The organism is Sphingobium sp. RAC03 (assembly GCF_001713415.1).
Lineage (GTDB): Bacteria > Pseudomonadota > Alphaproteobacteria > Sphingomonadales > Sphingomonadaceae > Sphingobium.
This window is the reverse complement of sequence record NZ_CP016456.1, coordinates 2,089,695-2,109,923: the sequence shown is the minus strand read 5'-3', so window position 1 is coordinate 2,109,923 and position 20,229 is coordinate 2,089,695. Positions and strand designations below refer to the sequence as shown.

Below are 20,229 nucleotides of genomic sequence, written 5' to 3'. Positions count from 1 at the left end.
CGCTATTGGTCGCGCCTTCTGCCCTCACATATTTCTGATCCATGTCCCGGAGAATGCAGTGGCCCTGACGCCGCAAAATAGTGAAGCCTTCATGCGTGAAGTCGACGAAGCCGTCCGGCAGGACCAGCTCACGTCCTTCTGGCAGCGCTATGGCCGTGTGCTTCTGGTCGTGCTGGTGGTCGGCCTCGCGGCTTTTGGCGGCTGGCTCTATTGGCAGCAGCATCAGCAGAGCCAGTCGCAGGCGGTGTCCGAAGAGATGGACGCGGTGTTGACGACCGCCGCTGGTGGCGGAACGCCCGATGCCAAGCAACTCGACGCGCTGACCAAGGCCGACCAGCCGGGCTATCGCGCGTCAGCGCAACTGCTCAAGGCGGGCGTGGCTGCACGCAAGGGCGACGCCAAAAGCGCGATCGCGCTATACGCAGCCATGGCCGCCGACACTGGCCTCGACCAACCCTATCGCGATCTGGCGCTGATCCGCCAGACCGCATTGGAATTTGAGACGCTCAAACCCCAGCAAGTGGTCGATCGCCTCAAGCCGCTCGCGGTCGAGGGCGCGCCCTGGTTCGGCAGCGCGGGCGAGTTGGTCGCCATCGCCTATGCCAAGATGGGCAAGACGGACCTCGCAGGCCCCATGTTCGCCGCTCTTGCCAAGGACAGCAATGTGCCGCAGTCGATTCGTTCACGCGCGCGTCAGATGGCAGGCGTCATGGGGATCGACGCGGTAGAGATACCGGCCGAGCCGACGGAAGGGTAACGAGGCAATGGGACAGCATAAGATGAAGAGATTTGCGCCCATGGGCCGCGCCCTGACGCTTACCGCCATGATTATGATGGTCGCCGGGTGCGGCATCATCGGCGGCAAGAAGGGCGGACCCAAGACCCCCGTAGTCGGCAATCGCGTATCCATCCTGACCAGCGAACAGGGTGTCGAGGTCGAACCGAGCCTGGCCGACGTTCAGGTCACCCTCCCCGTCCCCGCCGTAAACGAAAACTGGTCGCAGCCGGGCGGTGATCCGTCCAAAGCGATGGGCCATGTCGCGCTCGGCGGTTCGCCGACGCAGCTATGGACCGCGACCATTGACGGCAGTTCGCCGCAGGCCCGGCTTGCCGCTTCGCCGGTTGTAGCGGGCGGAAAGCTGTTCGTCACGGATGCCGGCGCACATGTCATTGCGTTCGATGCCACGAGCGGATCGAAATTGTGGCAGACCAACCTGCCCGCCGAGGGCAAGGGCAATGGCCGGTCGCTGTTCGGCGGCGGCGTCAGCGTCGTCGGCGATCGTGTGTTCGCCAGCACGGGCCTGGGCGACGTGTTCGCGCTCAATGCCAATGACGGCGCGATCATCTGGAAGAAGCATCTGGCCGGGCCGCTGCGCGGCGCGCCGACGCTGGAAAATGGCCATGTCTATGTGATGGGCCAGGACAATCAGATTTTTGCGCTGAACCAGTCCGATGGGGAAACCCAGTGGACCGACAGCGGCACCCTGCAGGTTACGGGGATCTTCGGCGTTGCTGCCCCTGCCGCCGCGCAGGGCACGGTCGTCGCGGGCTATAGCTCTGGCGAAATCAACGCTTATCGCTACGAAAATGGCCGGACTTTGTGGGGCGATGCCCTTTCGCGCACCAGCATTTCGACGGCGGTTGCGACCCTGACCGACATCGACGCCGACCCGGTCATCGACCGTGGCCGTGTCTTTGCGATCGGTCAGGGCGGACGCATGGCCTCCTATGAACTGACCAGCGGCCAGCGCCTTTGGGAAATCAATATTGCGGGCATTTCCACTCCCTGGGTGGTGGGTGAATGGGTGTTCGCGGTCACGAGCGACGCGCGCCTGCTCTGCGTCGCCCGCGCGACCGGCAAGATCCGCTGGGTCAGCCAGTTGCGCCGTTGGCAGAATGAAAAGAAGAAGGACAAGGCGATCCGCTGGACAGGTCCGGTGCTGGCGGGCGGTCGCCTGATCGTCGTGTCGACGCGCGGGCAGATGGCCTATGTCGATCCGACGACCGGTTCGGTGCAATCCGAAGTCGATATGGATCGCTCCATGTCGCTTTCGCCGATCGTCGCCAACAATATACTCTATGTTCTGGCGGATGACGGCAAACTGACGGCGTTCCGCTAAACCCAATATTCGTGCTAAGCATGCTCCTGCCAAGGCCGGAGCCCAGTTCCTCCGCTTTTGGACTGGGTTTCTGCCTTCGCAGGAGCATTGCGTTTTTTAGATAAGAAGGAAACGGGCCTCCATGCTGCCCATCGTAGCCATTGTCGGGCGGCCCAATGTGGGCAAGTCCACCCTGTTCAACCGCCTGATCGGCAAGAAGCTCGCGCTGGTCGATGACCAGCCCGGCGTCACCCGCGACCGGCGCGAGGGCGAGGCGCATCTGCTCGGCCTCGATTTCACCATCGTCGACACCGCCGGTTATGAAGATGAGGACGCCAACAGTCTCCCCGGCCGGATGCGGATGCAGACCGAAGCGGCGGTGGAAAATTGCGACGTCGCCTTGTTCATGATCGACGCGCGGGCAGGCATCACGCCGCTGGACGAGGAAATCGCCCGCTGGCTGCGCGCCAATGATGCGCCGGTCATCCTGGTCGCCAACAAGGCGGAGGGCAAAGCCGCCGACGATGGCGTGATGGAATCCTTCAGCCTGGGACTTGGCGAACCTGTCCCCTTTTCGGCCGAACATGGCCAAGGCATGGCCGATCTGTTCCAGGCGTTGCTGCCCCATGTCGAGCGCGAGGGCGACGAGCCGTTCGAGCGGGAATTTTACGAGGATGACGAGAGCGCACCGCTCAAGCTCGCCATCGTCGGCCGCCCCAATGCGGGCAAGTCAACGCTGATCAACCGGCTGCTGGGCGAAAACCGCCTGCTGACCGGGCCGGAAGCCGGCATTACCCGCGACAGCATCGCGGTGGACTGGATGTGGACCAGCCGGGAGGGCGTGGAGCGCCCCGTCCGCCTGATCGACACGGCGGGGATGCGCAAACATGCCAAGGTGCAGGACAAGCTGGAAAAACTGGCCGTCACCGACGGTCTGAATGCTGTGAACTTTGCCGAAGTCGTGGTGCTGCTGCTCGATTCGACGCGCGGGCTGGAGGCGCAGGATCTGCGCATCGCCGACAAGGTGCTGGAGGAAGGGCGTGCGCTCGTCGTTGCGCTCAACAAATGGGATACGGTCGAACATGGTTCGGCCCTGTATCAGGGCATCAAGAAAGCGCTGGACGACGGGCTGGCGCAGGTGCGAGGCGTGCCGATCATGACCGTGTCGGCGGCCACCGGCAAGGGGCTGGACGACCTGATCCATGTCGCGTTCGAAACCCGCACGGCCTGGTCGCAGCGCGTATCGACCGGCGTCCTCAACCGCTGGTTCGAAACCGCACTGGAGGCCAATCCCCCGCCAGCGCCGGGCGGCAAGCGGATCAAGCTGCGCTACATCACCCAGAACAAGACCCGTCCGCCCACCTTCGTGCTGTTCGGCACGCGGCTGGACGATCTGCCCGAAAGCTATCGCCGCTATCTGGTGAACGGCATAAGGCGGGAACTGGGCTTTGGCGCCGTGCCGGTGCGGCTGACGCTACGGAGCGCCAAGAATCCTTATGCCACAAAATGAGCCGCTGTCGGTCAACGCGCGCGGCATGAAATGCCCCTGGCCCGTGCTGCGCGCGGCACGGGCCATGCGCGGGGCCGATGCGGTGGTGGTGGAGGCCGACGATCCGATCGCGCCTGCCGAACTCGCGGCCCTGGCAAGCGCGCAAGGCTGGGCGTTCGAGGCGCTGAGCGACCATCGCTTTTCACTGCGCCGCCCAGGCTGATCATCATCCCGCTTTAACCGCCTGTTTACGCAGCCCGCCTATTTCCAGACCTTAGCCAAAGGAGCGGTGCGCGTGCCCCATCAAGAGACCGATCTGGTCAACTGGACCGAATTTACCCGGACCCGGAATGAGCTGGGTGCGGCATTCCCACGTATATTGGGCTATTTTCGCGAAGATGGCGTGAAGTCGATCCAGGCAATCGAACAGGCATTCCGCGCGCGCAACGCCGTCGCACTGGTCACCCCCGCACACACGCTCAAGGGGGAGTCGGCGCAGTTCGGTGCCTATCGCTTGAGCGCCATGGCCGAAGAGATCGAGATGGTCGCGCGCCGCTGCGTCGAAACCCGTGAGCAGCCCGACGAACTGATCGAAACCGTCGTCGCGCTCCGTCCCTGCTTTACCGAAACGCTGGCGTTGCTGGATCGCGATGCCAATCCGCTGGTGGCGCGTCGTCCTGTGACCTTCGGCCGCCGTACCGAAGCCCCGGCTCAGGGCTTTGGCCGCGTCATCTGAATTTACGTATTGAAATAAAACCCATCATGCCCCCATATGGGGACCATGACACGCTTTTCCCTGCTCGATCTCGTCCCTGTCCGCGAAGGCGACAGCATCGCCACCGCGCTCGCCAATACGGCTGACCTCGCCGTCCATGCCGAAGGGCTGGGCTATCACCGTTTCTGGGTCGCCGAACATCATGGCATGGCGGGCATCGCGTCGGCCGCGACGTCGGTCGTGCTGGCGCATATTGGTCAGGCGACATCGACGATCCGCATCGGCGCAGGCGGCATCATGCTGCCCAACCATGCCCCCCTGCTGATCGCCGAACAGTTCGGCACGCTCGACGCGCTCTTCCCCGGCCGGGTTGATCTAGGGCTGGGTCGTGCACCGGGGTCGGACCAGCGGGTGGCCCAGGCGATCCGCCGCACGCTTGTCGGCGGAGCGGATAATTTCCCGCGCGACGTGATGGAGATACAAGCCTATTTCGCCGCCGATGATCGGCTGGGTATTCAGGCAACGCCAGGCGCAGGCGCGAACGTGCCGCTGTGGATTCTGGGCTCCAGCCTCTACGGCGCGCAACTTGCTGCGGCGCTCGGCCTCCCTTATGCCTTCGCCTCGCATTTCGCGCCTGGTGCATTGGACGAGGCGATCGAGATTTATCGCCGCGATTTCCGCCCCTCGGCTCAGTTGAAGGAGCCCTATGTGATGGCGGGGTATAATGTCTTCGCCGCCGACAGCATGGCCGATGCACAATTGCTCGCCAGTTCGATGCAGCAGGCGTTCGTGCGGCTGCGCACTGGGCAGCCCGGCAAGCTCCAGCCCCCCGTGGCGGATTATTACGACACGCTGCCGCCCCAGGCGCAGGCCATGCTGGCCGATGTGCTGAGCGCGTCCAGCATTGGCACGCAAGCGGATGTCGAGCGTGATCTGGCCGCTTTCCTGCGCCGCACGCGGGCCGACGAGTTGATCCTGACCGGGCAGATTTTCGATCCTGCGGCCCGCAAGCGCAGCTTCGCCATCGCGATGGCGGCGGCGCAGGCGCTCACCGCGCCTGAACCCGCGCTATAGGCGACCGCCGCTGAGCAGTTTGGCAGCGCGCGGCGCGACCCGGCGGAGTATTTGGCCCAGCGCAATCACAACGGCCAGCACGAGCAGCGGCTGAAGGATCAGGTAGAGCGGATAAAGCGGTGACCCCAGCGGGCCAGTCAGCTTGCCGAGAAAGGGTCCACCCAGCCAGATCAGGATCAAATGCGCGCAGAAGAGCAGAAAGACATAAGGCTCGATGCGTAGCAGCATGGCGCGCGCCGCGCTGCCCGCCAGTGCCCAGGCCATCCGCCAGAAAGCAATGACGGCGGCCAGCCGAACGGCTAGGTCCAGCGTCCGCTGCGTCAATACCGCCTCCCCGTCGCCGACCATGATCGCACGATAAAGCTGCACGCTCATCAGCAGAGCGAACAGCAGCAGCGCCCATAACAAGGGCAAGCGAATGATCCGCGCCTCCCAAGCACCCCGTCGCGCCAATATGCCGAGGGTGAAAAAGAACAGGATCGACGCACGCATCAACACAGGCGGCCCCAACCCCGTGACGTGGCACGCCGCCGCAACCAGCGCGATGATCCCTAATGCCCAGCCCGGCATACGCACCAATAACGGCGCGGCGACCATGCACAGGAACAGGTCGCGCAGAAACCCCATCTGGACATTGATGTCCGGATTGCGGGTCAGGACCAGCATTTCATTCACGAGCCACCAGAGCGTCCGCGGCACGGGCGCGGAAAGGCCAAGGGTCAGCGCAGCGCTCGATACCAGCAGGATCGCGATGCCATTCCACAGGATCATGGGCAGCAGAATCGTCCGCGCCTTGCGCCGGACATGCCCGCTCCAGTTACGTGTACCGCTCGACCCCGCCACCAGCCAGCCCGATATGAGGCCCAGCAACGGCACGGCGCTACGGCCGAATAATTCCATCAAGAGCCAGCGCAGATTTTCCTGCGCCGTTCCGCGCAACGCATTGAGCGCTTCGCCGTTCAAGCCGGTCCAGGCATGGACATAAACCACGCCGAGGATGCAGATGACACGGGCTATGGCAATCGCGTAGGAGCGCCGGGCTCCATGGTCCGTTATCGTTTCGGGCACGAAAATATCCTGTAGTGGCGCAGGCTCAATGCCCCAAAGCCTGTCCTGTTCCCCTGCGACGATCCGATCCGTTTCGGACCAATGGCTACGCAATGGTAAGGGGTCATGCCCCAAATTGCCCGATCAAGCCATGATCGGCGCATGCATAAGCTAATCTTTACCTTCGCCACCTAGACATCATGTGTTTGCCGGAAGTCTTTCCGGACCAGGGGACGACAAAGGCTCATGACCCATATGCCGGGTGCGCATCACTTCACGCCGACAGCGACGCATACGTCCCTGGCCATGGCCCAATCGATGGGCATGGTATTCCAGATCGCCGGGTCCAGTTCCAAGATCCTGATCGATCCACAGCGTCTCGCCCTATTGGGGCAGGACATGGACCCTTGCACCGCGATGGCGGGCCAGGTCGGCAGCCAGGTCAAGATGCGCGTCGGCACGGTCTGGCTGGTTGCCAGCGTGCGCGCCATGATGCTGGACCAGGCGAGCCAGAGCATCGTCGCCGACATCGACTTTCTGGGCGAAGGCGATGAGGAGAAACTGACCGGTCGCATCTTTCACTTCCGGCGCGGCGTCACCCGCTATCCAACACCCGGCACCGAGATTTTCCCGGTGTCGAGCAAGGATATGCAGCAGATCTACGCCGCCGATGACCGGCCGCATGTCCAGATCGGCACCGTCTATCCCACGACCGACACGCGCGCCGCGCTCTATGTCGATCAGATGCTGGGCAAGCATTTCGCGCTGCTTGGCTCCACCGGCACCGGCAAATCGACCAGCGCCGCTCTGATCCTGCACCGCATCTGCGACCTGTCGCCGCAGGGGCATATCGTGATGATCGACCCCCATGGCGAATATGGCGCGGCCTTCAGCAGCAATGGCGCGGTATTCGACATCAGCAATCTGGCGCTGCCCTATTGGCTGATGAATTTCGCGGAACATTGCGAGGTGTTCGTCACCTCCTCCGGCTCCGAACGCACGGTCGATTGCGACATTCTCGCCAAATGCCTGCTCGCGGCGCGCTCGAAAAATAGGCTTGCCGAACAGATTGGTCGCCTGACCGTCGATTCGCCGATCCCCTATCTGCTCTCTGACCTGACCAACATTCTCCAGAATGAGATGGGCAAGCTCGACAAGGGCACCGGGTCGCTGCCCTATATGCGGATCAAGACCAAGATCGACGAGATCAAGGCCGACCCGCGCTACAGCTTCATGTTTTCAGGGATGCTGGTCGCCGATACGATGCAGGACTTCATCGCGAAGATTTTTCGCCTGCCATCGGACGGCAAGCCGATTTCGATCATCGACGTGTCGGCCATGCCATCGGACATCACATCGACCGTGGTGTCGGTGCTGTCCCGGCTGGTGTTCGACTATGCCATCTGGGCGCGCGACGAACCGCAGCGGCCGATCCTGCTCGTGTGCGAAGAAGCGCATCGCTATATTCCCAATTCGACCAGCGGTAACGGTCAGGCGGTGCGCAAAATATTGGAGCGGATCGCCAAGGAAGGCCGCAAATATGGCGTATCGCTGGGCCTCATCACCCAGCGCCCGTCGGACCTGGCCGAAGGCGTGCTGTCGCAATGCGGCACCATCATCGCCATGCGGCTCAACAACGACCGCGATCAGGCCTTCGTCAAAGCCGCCATGCCCGAAGGCGCGCGCGGTTTCCTCGATTCGATCCCCGCGCTGCGCAACCGCGAGGCGATCATCTGCGGCGAAGGCGTCGCCGTGCCGATCCGCGTCGCGCTCGACAATCTGGAAGAACATCGCCGCCCCGCGTCCGGCGACCCCAGCTTCACCCAATTGTGGCGGCAGTCGGGCGATGAGCAGGCCATCCTCGACCGCACCATCACCCGCTGGCGCAACCAGGGGCGGTAATTATCCGGTCGGCGCAATCCGTCCAGCGGGTTCGGCGTCGCTGTTCACGCTCTCGCGGCATTCTTCTTCATGCACCGGCACCAGCAGCTTGGCCTTGCGCCAGCCGCCCTGGGCATAGACCAGATAGGCGAGCAGCAGCGAGACGAACGACCCAGCCGGAAAACTGAACCACAGCGCATCGGCACCGATCCGGGGGTAAGCGAGATAATAGAAGCCGATCCGCACCGCGAACAGGGTGAAGATCAGGATGATCAGCGGCTTTATCACCACGCCATTGGCGCGCATCACGCCGAACAGGATCATGGTGCAGCCAAAGGCGATAAAGCTCCAGCTTACCCGCAATTGCATGTGCCATGCTTCGGCGATCACGGCGTCATTGTCGCCCAGGAACAGCCCCAGCAACGCTTCGTGGAAGGTCAGCATCACCGCGACCATGGTGCCGGTGATCAGCAACTGATAGCCGATGCCATAGCCGGTAATGCGGCTGATCCGGTCCCACCGCCCCGCGCCGATATTCTGCGCCGCCATGGCGCTGACCGCGCCGCCCATCGCCATCGCCGGCATCTGGAGATAGGTCCATAGCTGCTGCGACGCGCCATAGGCCGCCGTCACCTGCAGCCCTTCGCGGTTGACGAGGCCGATCATCACCAGGCCCGATGCCGACATGACGATCATCTGGAGGCCCATTGGCAGCCCCTTGCCCAGCAGCACGCGCATCTGTTCGGCCGCCGGGCGCAGATAGGCCAGCTCCAATCCGCGTAGCCGCAACGGCAGATCTTTGGCATAGGTATAGGCGATGATCCCGATCAGGCTGACGAAACCGGCCACAGCGGTCGCCGTCGCCGACCCCGCGATCCCCATGGCCGGGAACGGTCCCAGCCCCAGGATCAGCACGGGGTTCAATATCAGGTCCACCGCCACGCTGACGATCATGAAGATCAGCGGCGTGCGCGCATCGCCCACGCCGCGTAGGCCCATCATGATCATGACGGACAAGAGGGTTGCGGGCATCGCGATGAAGATGACGCGCAGATAGACCAGTGCCATGGCATAGGCTTCGACCGGGGTCGAAAGCAGCCGCAGCAGCGCGGGCGCGCCCACCCAGCCGAGGGTCGATACGACAAGCGCCAGCCCCATGCAGAAACCGACTGCCGACCCGAAGGCGCGGCGCGCCGCGTCTATGTCGCGCCGCCCCATGGCCTGACCGATCATCACTGTGGACGCCATGCCGAAGCCAAAGACGACCGAGAACATGAGGAACATGATGATATTGGCATTGGCGGTCGCCGCCAGCGCCTCCGGCCCCAGAAAACGCCCGACCCAGATGGCGTTGATCGATCCATTGAGCGACTGGAGGATGTTCGACGCCAAGGTGGGCATCGCGAACAGCATCAGCGTGGACGCGATCGGCCCTTGCGTCAGGTCTTTTGCGCCCGTCTTGCCTGCCGCCATGCTCATTCCCCCGCCCCCAACTACATGACAAACATATTTATTGCAGGCCCGACCCCAAATTCCTCCCCTGTAAGGGGAGGGGAACCGCCAAAGGCGGTGGAGGGGTGTCACCCTATCGATAGGGCGACACCCCTCCGTCAGGCTTCGCCTGCCACCTCCCCTGTCAGGGGAGGATTAGGCTTTTCAACACGCCGCTATCGAATATGATCGCCTGTATCTCAAAACTCGCAGAGACCCACCTACCCCAGCCGGTCGAGGGCCGCCTGCAACCGTTCCGCCTCGGCGGTCTTCTCGCCATGGTCCTCGCGCGCCTTGGCGACCGCTTCGGGCTTGGCCTTCTCGACGAAACTGGGGTTGGACAAGCGCCCGCCCAGCGCATCGCGCTCCTTCTGTGCCGCGGCCAGCGCCTTGGCGAGCCGCGCCTTTTCCGCAGCGATGTCGATTACGCCTTCCAGCGGCAGGATGAAGGTCGCTTCGTCCACTACGATCTGCGCCGCGCCGCCCGTCGGCGCTTCGCCAAAGGTCAGGCTCGCGATGCGACCCAGCCGCGCCAGCGCCGCACCCTGCCGATCGAGGCGACGATGCGTCTCCTCCGACCCGTCGCTCACCACCACCGGCAGCTTCGCGCCCGGCGGCACGTTGAGTTCGGTCCGCGCGGTACGGATGGCGCTCACCAGCCGGATCAACCAGTCGATCTCCGCCTGCGCTTCGCTGTCCACCGCCGCCAGCGCCTGCGGCCATTGCGCAACGATCAGTTCGTTCGCGCGCGCGCCGGTCAGGTGCCATAACTCTTCGGTGATGAAGGGCATGAAGGGGTGCAGCATCACCAATATCTGATCGAACGCCCAGCCCGCGACCGCGCGCGTCTCGTCGTCCATCCCGCCTTTGGTCAGTTCGATATACCAGTCGCAAAACTGGTCCCACACGAAATGATAGATGGCGTTTGCCGCCGCGTCGAAGCGCAGGTCGGCGAGCGCGCTGTCGATCGCCTGCACGGTCGCGACCGTCTCGGCGATGATCCAGCGGTTGACCGGCAATTGCGCGGCGGGTGCCTCATGACTGGTGGACGCCGTCACGCCGTTCGACTGCAGGAAGCGTGCGGCGTTCCACAGCTTGGTCGCGAAGTTGCGATAGCCCTCGACCCGCTTCTCATCCATCTTCACGTCGCGGCCCTGGCTCTCCATCGCCGCCATGAAGAAGCGCAGCGCATCGGCCCCGAACTTGTCGATCAGGCCGAGCGGATCGACGACATTGCCCTTGGACTTGGACATTTTCTGCCCGTCCGCCGCCCGGACGAGGCCGTGGAGATAGAGTTTGCGCCATGGCACGTCACCCATGAACTCCATCCCCTGCATCGCCATCCGCGCGTCCCAGAAGAACAGGATGTCGAAACCGGAAATGAGGAGGTCGTTGGGGTAGTGGCGGGATACTAGCGAGTTGCTCCCCTCCCCTTCAGGGGAGGGGTCGGGGGTGGGGCTTTGCCCCATAGGTGCCCCCTGATCGCTCGGCCCCACCCCAACCCCTCCCCTGAAGGGGAGGGGCTTTTCTGTTGCGCCTTCCGGCCAGCCCAGCGTCCCGAACGGCCACAGCGCCGAGGAGAACCAGGTGTCGAGGACGTCTTCATCCCGATAAATCACGGCGCGTCGCGATTGAAACTCGTACTGGCAAGCCTCTTCCCAAGAATTAACGACAACGATCTCGACATCAGCATCATATATCTGCCGCGCTTGCTTGAGCATTTCCTCTTCGGTCTCTGCAACCAAGATCAAATCACGCGAGCCAGGCATAATCGCATGATTGTTCAGATGCGGACCAAACCAAGCCGGAATCCGATGCCCCCACCAAAGCTGACGGCTCACACACCAGGGCTGGATATTCTCCATCCAGTTGAAGAAGGTCTTTTCCCACGTCTTGGGCACGATCTCGATCCGCCCGTCTCGCACCGCCTGCATTGGCGCGACGGCCAGTTTGGCGGCATCGACATACCATTGGTCGGTCAGCCAGGGTTCGATTACCACGCCGGAGCGATCCCCGAACGGCGTCTGGATCACGCGCGGCTCGAAGTCGGCGGCGACTTCCTCGCCTTCCTTGTTCCTGGTAACATGCGGCACCAAGAAACCCGGCTTCATCGCCTCGACCACTGCCTTGCGCGCCTCGAACCGATCCAGCCCTAGAAACGCCTCCGGCACCAGACCGTCAGCGGTCTGCACCACCTTCGCATCCGCATCGAACATGTTGAGCATCTGGCCCGCCGCGATCCCTGCGCGCTTGCCGACCTCGAAATCGTTGAAATCATGCCCCGGCGTGATCTTGACCGCGCCAGACCCCAGTTCAGGATCAGCATAGTCATCGCCGACGATCCGCAAGCGCCGCCCGGTGATCGGCTGGAGAATCTCCTTGCCGATCACGCTCCGATAGCGCGGATCGTCGGGATGGACCGCGACCGCCATGTCGGCCAGCATCGTTTCGGGCCGCGTCGTCGCGACGACGATATGGTCCGCCCCGTCGGCCAGGCGAACGCCATCGGCCAGCGGATATTTGAACCGCCAGAAGCCGCCCTGCGTCTCCTTCGTCTCCACCTCAAGATCCGAAATGGCCGACCGGAAATGCGGATCCCAGTTCACCAGCCGCTTGTCGCGATAGAGCAGGCCGCGCTGGTGCAGTTCCACGAACACCTTGACCACGGCCTTGCTGAAATGCGGGTCCATGGTGAATTGTTCGCGGCTCCAGTCCATCGAACAGCCCAGCCGCCGCAGCTGGCCAGTGATGGTGCCGCCGCTTTCCTGCTTCCAGTCCCAGACCTTGGCGATGAATTCGTCGCGGCTATAATCGGTGCGCTTCTCGCCCTTCGCATTCATCTGCCGCTCGACCACCATCTGCGTCGCGATGCCTGCATGGTCGGTGCCGACCACCCACAAAGCATCCTTGCCGCGCAGCCGCTCGTAGCGGATCATGATGTCCTGCAACGTATTGTCGAGCGCGTGGCCGATATGCAGGCTGCCAGTCACATTGGGCGGCGGATTGACGATCGTATAGGGCTGCGCATCCGGCCGTTCGGGGCGGAACAGGCCTTTTTCTTCCCAATGGGCGTACCAGCGGGTTTCGATTGCGGCGGGGTCGAATGTTTTGGGCAGTTCGGTCATGGCACGGGCCTTAATGCGCCTTGCCGCCCCGTTCCAGCCGAAAAGATCAGCCCAACCAGCGCCATATGCCCGCAGGCCAGCCCGCGAGCGGCATATGCGCCCAGGTCGCCGCCAACCAGACGACCAGCCCGCCCGCCAGCGCATGCATCCCGAACCGTCCGAACCGTGCGCGCCCAGCCAAGATCGCGGCAAAGGGCCAATAGCTCGTCCGCGATTCCCAATGCTGCCAGGCCGCAGGGGTCAGCACTTCCTTCTTGCGGTCCTGCAAAGCGGCACCGACCAGCGACAGGAGGATGATTGCTACCGACACGATGATATTCGCCGCGACGGGATAGACCAATATATGCGCCAGTCCCCACAGCGCAAAGGCCCACATCATCGGATGACGGGTGATGGCGAACACGCCCTTCGCCTCCGCCGGGACCATGATCGGCCCGTCCGGGTTGGGCATGGCTGGATTGCCAACCAATGACCCCAGCAGCAGGATCGAGGCGACGAGCATGATGACGGTCGCGATCGCCCACAGTGCATCGCCGACCGGCCACAGCATCGGCGTGACCGGCGCGGCGCGATAGGCGACGATCATCCAGATCAGCGTGACCGCCGCGACCAGCGAATAGAGGCCGAGAAAAACCTTCTCCCCCATCCGCGCCACCAGCGGCGCACGCAAGGGATGAGACAATATGAAATGCGTACCGACGAAGGCCGTCGCTGCGATCAGGACCATCATGCTGCCATCCCCCCAGCCATCAGAACCAGGTGGGATATAGCATGATAAAAGGAATTGCGTCAGCGCTTTGCGCTAGGACAGGATCAGCGCGCGGTAATCCGCGCAATCTCCTTGGCCACCATCTCTTCGACCAAGGCCGGCAGCCGGGCGTCCAGCCATTCCTTCAGCATGGGCTTAAGCAGCGAGCGCACCAGCCCGTCGAGCGTATTGTCCCCACCGTCCTGCGGCGCGACCAGCATGGAGGACAAAGCGGAGAGCGAGTGGCGCGCGGCCACTTCGCTTTCGACCGACAATATCGTCTCAGCGCCCGGCGTGGAAGCCGCAGCGGTTGGCTTGGCGGGCTTGGGCGACGCGGCTTTGGGGGCAGGCATGGCGTCCTCCACACCGACCTCTTCGGTCAGTTCCAATATTTCATCACTGTCCAGATCGACGGGCGCAGGCGCTGCGACGGGGCGCACCGCATCGGCACGAACCCGGCGGGGGGCAGCCTGCGCCGCTTCCTCGCCTTCCTCGGCGATGATGCGCTTGATGGACGAGAGTATCTCCTCCATCGAGGGTTCTTTGCTCATATCGCCCATGTCGCCCCCAATTTGTCCGGCCGCCGACCGCAGCCGATCAGGGCCGCTGTGCCGTTTCGGGATTCACATTGGCGTTTTGTGGCACGCTGTCAACGGTGCGTGTCGCGGCGGGCGTAGGCGTGGTGCCATAGTCCCAGTCGAACCATTTGCCCTTCACCCGGTCATAATTGACCATCGGGTCATAGAGCGCGCCACCTTCCAGACCCAGATCATCCGCTTCGGCATGGCCCATGGCCGCCAGCAGGCTGAACCCTGCGACATAGGCATTGCGCCGCGCCGTCACGAGCTGGACACGGGCGTTGAGCGCTTCCTGTTCGGCATCGAGGATGTCGAGAATGGTGCGGCTGCCGACCGAATTTTCCGCGCGCACGCCTTCCAGCGACAGGCTGGACGCGTCAACGGCCTTCTGGCTCGATTCGATCGTCTGGAGCGACGCCTGCCAGCTGGCATAGGCTGCGCGGGTTTGGGAGATCACGCTGCGCTCCGTCTCGATCTCCTGCTCCATCGTCTGCGACAGTTGCGCCTGCCGCTGTCGCACCTGCGCCGCCACTCGGCCGCCCTGATAGAGCGGAATGCTCAGCTGCACCCCGGCCTGGGCCTGCTTGTTGATCTGCGATCCACCGCCGACCGTGCCATTTTCCAGCGTATCGAGATAGTTGGTGTAACCTGCTTGGGTAAAGGCCGATAACGTCGGCAGATTGCCGGCCTTCGCCACCTTCACATCATAACGGGCCGCGTCGCGGGATTTTTCCGCCGCGATGATGTCGGGATTGTCGGCCAGCGCGACCTGCACGGCGGATTGCGGCGTGGCAGGCAGGCCGGGCAGCGCCGGGGGCGGTGCCAGATCGTCCGGCGCGCTGCCGACCAGCGCGATATAATTTTCCCGGCTGGTGATGAGATTGGCCTGCGCCGTCTGCAAATCCGATTGCGCCAGCGCCAGCCGCGATTGCGACTGCGCCACGTCAGTACGGGTCAGGTCGCCAACTTCGAAGCGATCATTGGTCGCTTGAAGATTGACCTCCAGCACGCGCACATTGGCGAGGTTCAGCGACACGATCGCGCTATCGCGGATCACATCCATATAGGCGGCGACGACCTGCGAAAAAATGCTCGCTTCGGTGCCGCGCAGGTTCGCCTGCCCGGCTTCGACCCGGACCTTGGCCGCCTTGACGCCGTTGCGCACGGCACCCCCGGCATAGAGCGGCACGTTGAGTTGCGCCTGCGCATTCACCGTCCGCTGGGGCGAGGTGAAACTGATGGTGGGCTTGAGGATGCTTTCGGAATAGCTGCCGGTCACTTCGGCACCGGGACGCCCCGCCGCCTTTTGAATCGGCACATTCTCATCCGTCGCCCGCTGCCCGGCGCGCGCGCCGGTCAGCGTGGGATTCGAGGCATAGGCCTTGGCCAGCGCACCCTGCAGGGTTTCGGCCATGGCCTGCCCCGACAGGCTGGTGGACAATAACAGCAAGGCTGTAGCGGTGACCCGCCCAAATGATGGTCGCTTTGCTGTCATGATCCCTGTCTCAAAAAACAAACTGTTCCGGCGTGGCAAAACCCGGCAGCACCACCATTTCCAGGTCGGCGATGCTGGACAGCCCCAGCACGCCGCCGACCACGCGGCCGCTGCACAAGCGCGTCACGCCACGCTCGACCAGGCCGGTCACCACCCGTCCGCCATCGACAAGCTGCTGAACGAGCGTCGCGGGCACTTCCTCTACCGCGCCATCTATGACCAGAAGGTCATAGGGTGCGCCATCGACCGCCCCGGCACTCAGCGGCCCGCGCGTAACCGCAGCGCCAACGCTCTCAGGCCCACCCTCTTCCTCGACCGCAACCACCTGCGCGCCCATTTCGGCCAGCAGCGCGGCGCAATAGCCGGTCGCCGCCCCGATCAGCAGCACCTTGTCACCCGGCACGACCTGCGCCTCGGTTAATAAGCGGCCGGTGGCCAGCGGCGGGTTGATCGCCCGTCCGCCGTCCAGCGGAATGGCGCGGTCGATATAGGTCATGGCGCGGCGATGCGCGGGCACATAATCCTCGCGCGGCACCTTCGCCATCGCCGCGATTACGCGCGGGTCGTTGACGTCGCTGGTGCGCAACTGGCTTTCGACCATGGCGGCCCGCATCGAAGAATGTTTCTGCTCGGTCACGATAGTTTCTCGCTTGGTCCAGTGGGCTTGGCACAACTGTATTGGCAATGCAATACAGTAAGGGGATCAACGGACCTCTAAATCAGCGCAGCCCCCGCGCCAAGCGGCTTTACATGACGGCACGCGAGATTCTTAGGATCGGCCGCTGCCCTTCCGCTTGACTTTGCCGCCAAAGCCGCACATTTGCGACCACCCACTTGACTGAGGCCCGATGGCGGAGTGGTTACGCAGAGGACTGCAAATCCTTGCACGCCGGTTCGATTCCGGCTCGGGCCTCCAAAATCCTGTCTGGCGACGTCTGCCAGCAGTTGAAAAATCCCTGATTTCCGGTAGTTTATGGGTATTCGCTGATTGTCAGTGGATGCCCTTGTTTGCCTGCAATTGCGGATGATGGGGGCCTAATTTGGGGGCCTCAAAGGCCCCAGCAGAATCGAGGCCCCCAATGGTGCTAACCGATACCGCTATCCGCAATGCCAAGCCCGCAGATAAGCCTTACAAGGTTACTGACTCCCAAGGTTTGTATCTGCTCGTCAATCCAAGAGGCAGCAAGCTGTGGCGAATCAAATACCGGATCGACGGCGTAGAACGGAAACTGTCGATCGGGGCGTATCCCGAGATTACCTTGGCCGAGGCGCGCGCTGCCAGGGATGCCGCCCGTAGGCAACTGGCTCATGCGATCGATCCCAACGTAGCCAAACGACAAGCCCGCATTGAGGCGAGCATTCGGGCCAGCAACAGCTTCGCTAGCGTGGCCGAGGAATTGATAGAGAAGAAAGCGCGTGAGGGGTTGGCTGAGCCGACGCTGGAGAAGATGCGCTGGTTTGTGAAACTTATGGGGGCAGACTTCGGAAAGCGACCTGTCACCGATATCACGCCTCAGGAACTTCTTCATGAACTGCAGAAGCATGAACGGCGTGGCCGCTTGGAAACCGCCAATCTCCTGCGCGCCTTTGCCAGCCGTGTTTTCCGCTTTGCAGTTGCAACGGCGCGTGCCGAACGTGATCCGGCGCAACTCCTGATCGGCGCACTGACCACACCGCGAGTCAAGCACTTCGCCGCCGGCCTCTTGGTCTGGTAGCTGATCACGCCGCCCGGCGCGCCAAAGCCGTACATAAAGCCGGTAAGGCCCTTCAGCGCCGTAACGCTTTCGATCGGCTCCAGCAGAAAGTCGCCGCCCCAATACAGCAGCAACGGCACATCATCGATATAATAGTTGCGCACGCCCAGCCCCCTGATCTGGGTGCCCCACCAGTTGGTCGATCCTGACGGCGCGGAAGAAAAGACGGACGGATCGTTGGCAAAGATCTGCCCAATGCTGTTGGCTTGCCGTCGGGCGATGTCATCCGCGTCGATTACCGTTACCGAATAGGGGGTATCCAGCAAAGCTTTCGCACCCAGAGCACCGCCCTGGCTGACCCTGTTCTGGCCCTCGTCCGGCTTTAGGCCGGTCACGATGATCGCCTCATTCGCATCGGGACGTGCCGCATCTTCGGCCGCATGGGCTTGCGTTGCAAAAACGGCAGGACAGGCCGCCATTCCCGTCATCGTCGTAGCGGACAAGAGCGACAGGACCAATTTGTGCGTCATCGAAGACCCCCTTCATCATAGCGCGGCCTCTAGATTTAATGATATTGCGAGTCAATCGCATATATACTTATAGCGCCCCGACTTTGGCGAAGGGGGTGAATGATGAAGAGTTTAGCTAGACTGACCGGCGCGTTGCTCAGCGCATCCTGTCTCGGCCTTTCCGCAGGCGCACGCGCACAGCCGGCGCCGGACGCCGACAGCAAACGGGACGAGATCATTGTCACCGGGGCCAGGAACCCCGATGTCGCCATGGCGTCGAAAGCCGACATCCCGCTTCTTGAAAATTCCCAGGCGATCTCGATCGTCTCGCAACAAACGCTGATCGATCGCAGGGCTCTGCGGCTCGGCGATGCGCTGGCAGGCGTCGCGGGCGTGTCGCGCAATAACACCTACGGATTCTTCGACGGTTTTAACATTCGCGGGTTCAATGCCTCATCCGGCGCGACCTATCTCGACGGGCTGCTCGATGATACCGGCTATGGCACGTCCGAGATGAGCGGGCTGGAACGGGTCGAAGTGGTGAAGGGGCCGGCATCGGGCCTGCTCGGGCTGGGGCCGCTATCGGGCATCGTCAATCTTGTCAGCAAACGGCCACAGGAGGATGCGTTTCTCGATCTGGGCATGAGTGCCGGTTCCTATGATCTGATCGAGGTCCGCGCCGATGCCAACGCACCACTGACAGCGGACGGCACGCTGACCGCGCGTCTGGCAGCGGTCTATCGCGACCAGGATTTCTTCGTCCATTCGTCGGGACAGAAGCGCATCTTCCTCGCACCCTCGCTGCGTTGGCAAATGGGAAGCCGGACTAGCCTGACCCTGCTTGGTCGCTATCAGAGGGACGACATCCGTCCCTGGTCGCCGACTACCGCTTACGGCACTGCGCTACCCAATCCCAACGGACCGCTGCCGATCAGCCTGTCCATCAACGACACCATGTACCCCGCCGTCCAGAAAAATGACTACTGGAATCTGGGCTATGTGTTCGACCATCAGGTCAGCGAGGCCGTCGCGGTCCATCAGTCGCTGCGCTATCAGGATTTCCACAACAGCTGGGACAATTGGCTGTTCATCACCGGCATCAACACCCAGGATATTCCGGCAACCGCGATCAGCCCGCTCATCCCGGCCTACAGCCGGGTCAGCCGCGCCTTTTATGGTCCGTACGAGGAGAATGGCACCTATTTCCGCGTCGACACCAACGCCAGTGCGCGTTTCGACACCGGGCCTCTGAACCATTATCTGCTGGCTGGACTTGATTATGGCCGACGCCGGTCGGACAACTACAATCTCTACGACACCAGCAATCCCTATTATCTCAACCTTTACGCCCCGGTTTACGGGACGGTCAGCACGCACAATCCGGCCGTTCCCTTCTCGACCGCAGGCAGCCGGACGCGTCAACTGGGGCTGTACGTCCAGGACCATATCAAGCTGGGCGATGTTCTGACGGTGACAGTCGGCGGGCGATGGGACGATGCCTCGGCGATCAACCTGAGCGGCGGCGTGGCAAGTCCCAAGACCAAAGCCACAGCGTTCAGCCCGCGGGCCGGGGCCACGCTTGCCCTTAATGAATGGGCGTCGCTCTATGTCAACTATTCCAAATCCTTCACGCCGCAATTCAGCTACCGCGACGTTGACCAGAAGGTTTTGCCGCCCGAACGCGGCATCAATTACGAGGGCGGTGTGAAGATCGCCCGATCCGATGGTCGGCTGACCGGGATGATGACGCTGTTCTCTCTGACCCGCGCCAATGTCGCCACGGCCGACGCCGTGCTGCCCAATGTCTATGTGCTGACGGGCGAACAGCGCACGCGCGGCATCGAGGCGGAAATGGCATGGCGTCCCGGTAGCGGCATCGAACTGACGGCGGCCTATACCTATCTCGACGCCAAGGTGACTGCCGACAACCGCCTGCGCGTCGGTTCGCGCCTCGGCAGCGTGCCCCGCCATATCGTCGATCTGTGGGCACGCTATACGATCCCGTCGGGACCGCTCGCCAATCTGGGTGCGGGGGCCGGGTTCCATCATGAAAGCAACCGCGCGGCCAGCACGGCGTCGGCGGTCGCGGGCGCGTTGCAGCCCTTCCTGCTCGACGGCTATGTGCTGGTTGATGGATCCATCTTCTACAGATTCGACGACTGGTCGGTGCAGGCGAATATCCGCAATATCTTCAACGAACGCTATTTCCCCACCGCTTCCCTGACCCGCACGACACCGGGCGAACCGCGAACCTTCATGGTTTCGCTTCAGCGGCATTTCTGAC

The 20,229-nt window shown here is 62.9% G+C and carries 16 protein-coding genes, 1 tRNA gene and 1 pseudogene; 10 read left to right on the top strand and 8 right to left on the bottom strand.

Translation table 11 applies throughout. The features are described from left to right. Window positions 1–58: 58 nt before the first annotated feature. From BSY17_RS14740 to BSY17_RS14715, 6 genes are all read left to right on the top strand, one after another. Window positions 59–757 (top strand): tetratricopeptide repeat protein, encoded by a 699-nt coding sequence (locus tag BSY17_RS14740; protein ID WP_069066054.1) that lies wholly within the window; start codon window positions 59–61, stop codon window positions 755–757. A gap of 40 nt (window positions 758–797) precedes the next feature. After that, window positions 798–2,120 carry an outer membrane protein assembly factor BamB family protein gene (locus BSY17_RS14735; RefSeq protein WP_069067002.1) on the top strand — a complete coding sequence of 441 codons (1,323 nt, stop codon included), beginning with the start codon at window positions 798–800 and terminating at the stop codon, window positions 2,118–2,120. A 121-nt stretch (window positions 2,121–2,241) separates the two neighbouring features. After that, window positions 2,242–3,609, top strand: a complete 1,368-nt coding sequence (gene der / locus BSY17_RS14730; RefSeq protein WP_037480361.1) for a ribosome biogenesis GTPase Der — start codon at window positions 2,242–2,244, stop codon at window positions 3,607–3,609. Beyond that, window positions 3,596–3,811 carry a sulfurtransferase TusA family protein gene (locus tag BSY17_RS14725; protein ID WP_037480362.1) on the top strand — a complete coding sequence of 72 codons (216 nt, stop codon included), beginning with the start codon at window positions 3,596–3,598 and terminating at the stop codon, window positions 3,809–3,811. Before der ends, BSY17_RS14725 begins: the two co-directional genes overlap by 14 nt. A gap of 72 nt (window positions 3,812–3,883) precedes the next feature. Then, on the top strand, window positions 3,884–4,324 hold the full coding sequence (locus BSY17_RS14720; protein ID WP_069067001.1) for an Hpt domain-containing protein: 441 nt from the start codon (window positions 3,884–3,886) through the stop codon (window positions 4,322–4,324). 45 nt (window positions 4,325–4,369) lie between these two features. Then, window positions 4,370–5,377, top strand: a complete 1,008-nt coding sequence (locus BSY17_RS14715) for an LLM class flavin-dependent oxidoreductase (RefSeq protein WP_069066999.1) — start codon at window positions 4,370–4,372, stop codon at window positions 5,375–5,377. Here the strand turns inward: BSY17_RS14715 and BSY17_RS14710 are convergent. Then, on the bottom strand, window positions 5,372–6,445 hold the full coding sequence (locus BSY17_RS14710; RefSeq protein WP_069067000.1) for an acyltransferase family protein: 1,074 nt from the start codon (window positions 6,443–6,445) through the stop codon (window positions 5,372–5,374). The two genes, BSY17_RS14715 and BSY17_RS14710, sit on opposite strands and share 6 nt — an antisense overlap. Window positions 6,446–6,670: 225 nt before the next feature. On the opposite strand from BSY17_RS14710, the gene BSY17_RS14705 reads away from it, so the two are divergent. Further along, window positions 6,671–8,326 carry an ATP-binding protein gene (locus BSY17_RS14705; protein WP_069066053.1) on the top strand — a complete coding sequence of 552 codons (1,656 nt, stop codon included), beginning with the start codon at window positions 6,671–6,673 and terminating at the stop codon, window positions 8,324–8,326. On the opposite strand, the gene BSY17_RS14700 is transcribed toward BSY17_RS14705, so the two are convergent. The 6 genes from BSY17_RS14700 to BSY17_RS14675 form a co-directional block, all read right to left on the bottom strand. Beyond that, on the bottom strand, window positions 8,327–9,778 hold the full coding sequence (locus tag BSY17_RS14700) for an MATE family efflux transporter (RefSeq protein WP_069066998.1): 1,452 nt from the start codon (window positions 9,776–9,778) through the stop codon (window positions 8,327–8,329). A 239-nt stretch (window positions 9,779–10,017) separates the two neighbouring features. After that, a complete protein-coding gene (locus tag BSY17_RS14695; RefSeq protein ID WP_069066052.1) occupies window positions 10,018–12,921 on the bottom strand; it encodes a valine--tRNA ligase in 2,904 nt (967 codons plus the stop codon). 46 nt (window positions 12,922–12,967) lie between these two features. Next, window positions 12,968–13,648, bottom strand: a complete 681-nt coding sequence (locus BSY17_RS14690) for an NnrU family protein (RefSeq protein ID WP_069066997.1) — start codon at window positions 13,646–13,648, stop codon at window positions 12,968–12,970. Between the two features lie 86 nt (window positions 13,649–13,734). Continuing rightward, complete coding sequence (locus BSY17_RS14685; protein ID WP_069066051.1) at window positions 13,735–14,229, bottom strand: DUF2497 domain-containing protein; 495 nt, start codon at window positions 14,227–14,229, stop codon at window positions 13,735–13,737. A 37-nt stretch (window positions 14,230–14,266) separates the two neighbouring features. Beyond that, on the bottom strand, window positions 14,267–15,742 hold the full coding sequence (locus BSY17_RS14680; protein WP_069066050.1) for a TolC family outer membrane protein: 1,476 nt from the start codon (window positions 15,740–15,742) through the stop codon (window positions 14,267–14,269). Window positions 15,743–15,752: 10 nt separating this feature from the next. Further along, window positions 15,753–16,379 (bottom strand): protein-L-isoaspartate O-methyltransferase family protein, encoded by a 627-nt coding sequence (locus BSY17_RS14675; protein WP_069066049.1) that lies wholly within the window; start codon window positions 16,377–16,379, stop codon window positions 15,753–15,755. Window positions 16,380–16,584: 205 nt separating this feature from the next. On the opposite strand from BSY17_RS14675, the gene BSY17_RS14670 reads away from it, so the two are divergent. Both BSY17_RS14670 and BSY17_RS22205 read left to right on the top strand, forming a co-directional pair. Continuing rightward, window positions 16,585–16,658: transfer RNA gene (locus tag BSY17_RS14670), tRNA-Cys, on the top strand. A gap of 163 nt (window positions 16,659–16,821) precedes the next feature. Then, window positions 16,822–17,346, top strand: a pseudogene (locus BSY17_RS22205) (tyrosine-type recombinase/integrase); the annotation flags it as partial. On the opposite strand, the gene BSY17_RS14660 reads toward BSY17_RS22205, so the two are convergent. Continuing rightward, entirely contained in the window at window positions 17,268–17,915 is a 648-nt protein-coding gene (locus BSY17_RS14660) for a TonB-dependent receptor plug domain-containing protein (RefSeq protein ID WP_443019530.1), read from the bottom strand. The pseudogene BSY17_RS22205 and the gene BSY17_RS14660 overlap by 79 nt on opposite strands. Window positions 17,916–18,065: 150 nt before the next feature. On the opposite strand from BSY17_RS14660, the gene BSY17_RS14655 reads away from it, so the two are divergent. Continuing rightward, window positions 18,066–20,228 (top strand): TonB-dependent siderophore receptor, encoded by a 2,163-nt coding sequence (locus BSY17_RS14655; protein WP_083217128.1) that lies wholly within the window; start codon window positions 18,066–18,068, stop codon window positions 20,226–20,228. Window position 20,229: the final 1 nt, after the last annotated feature.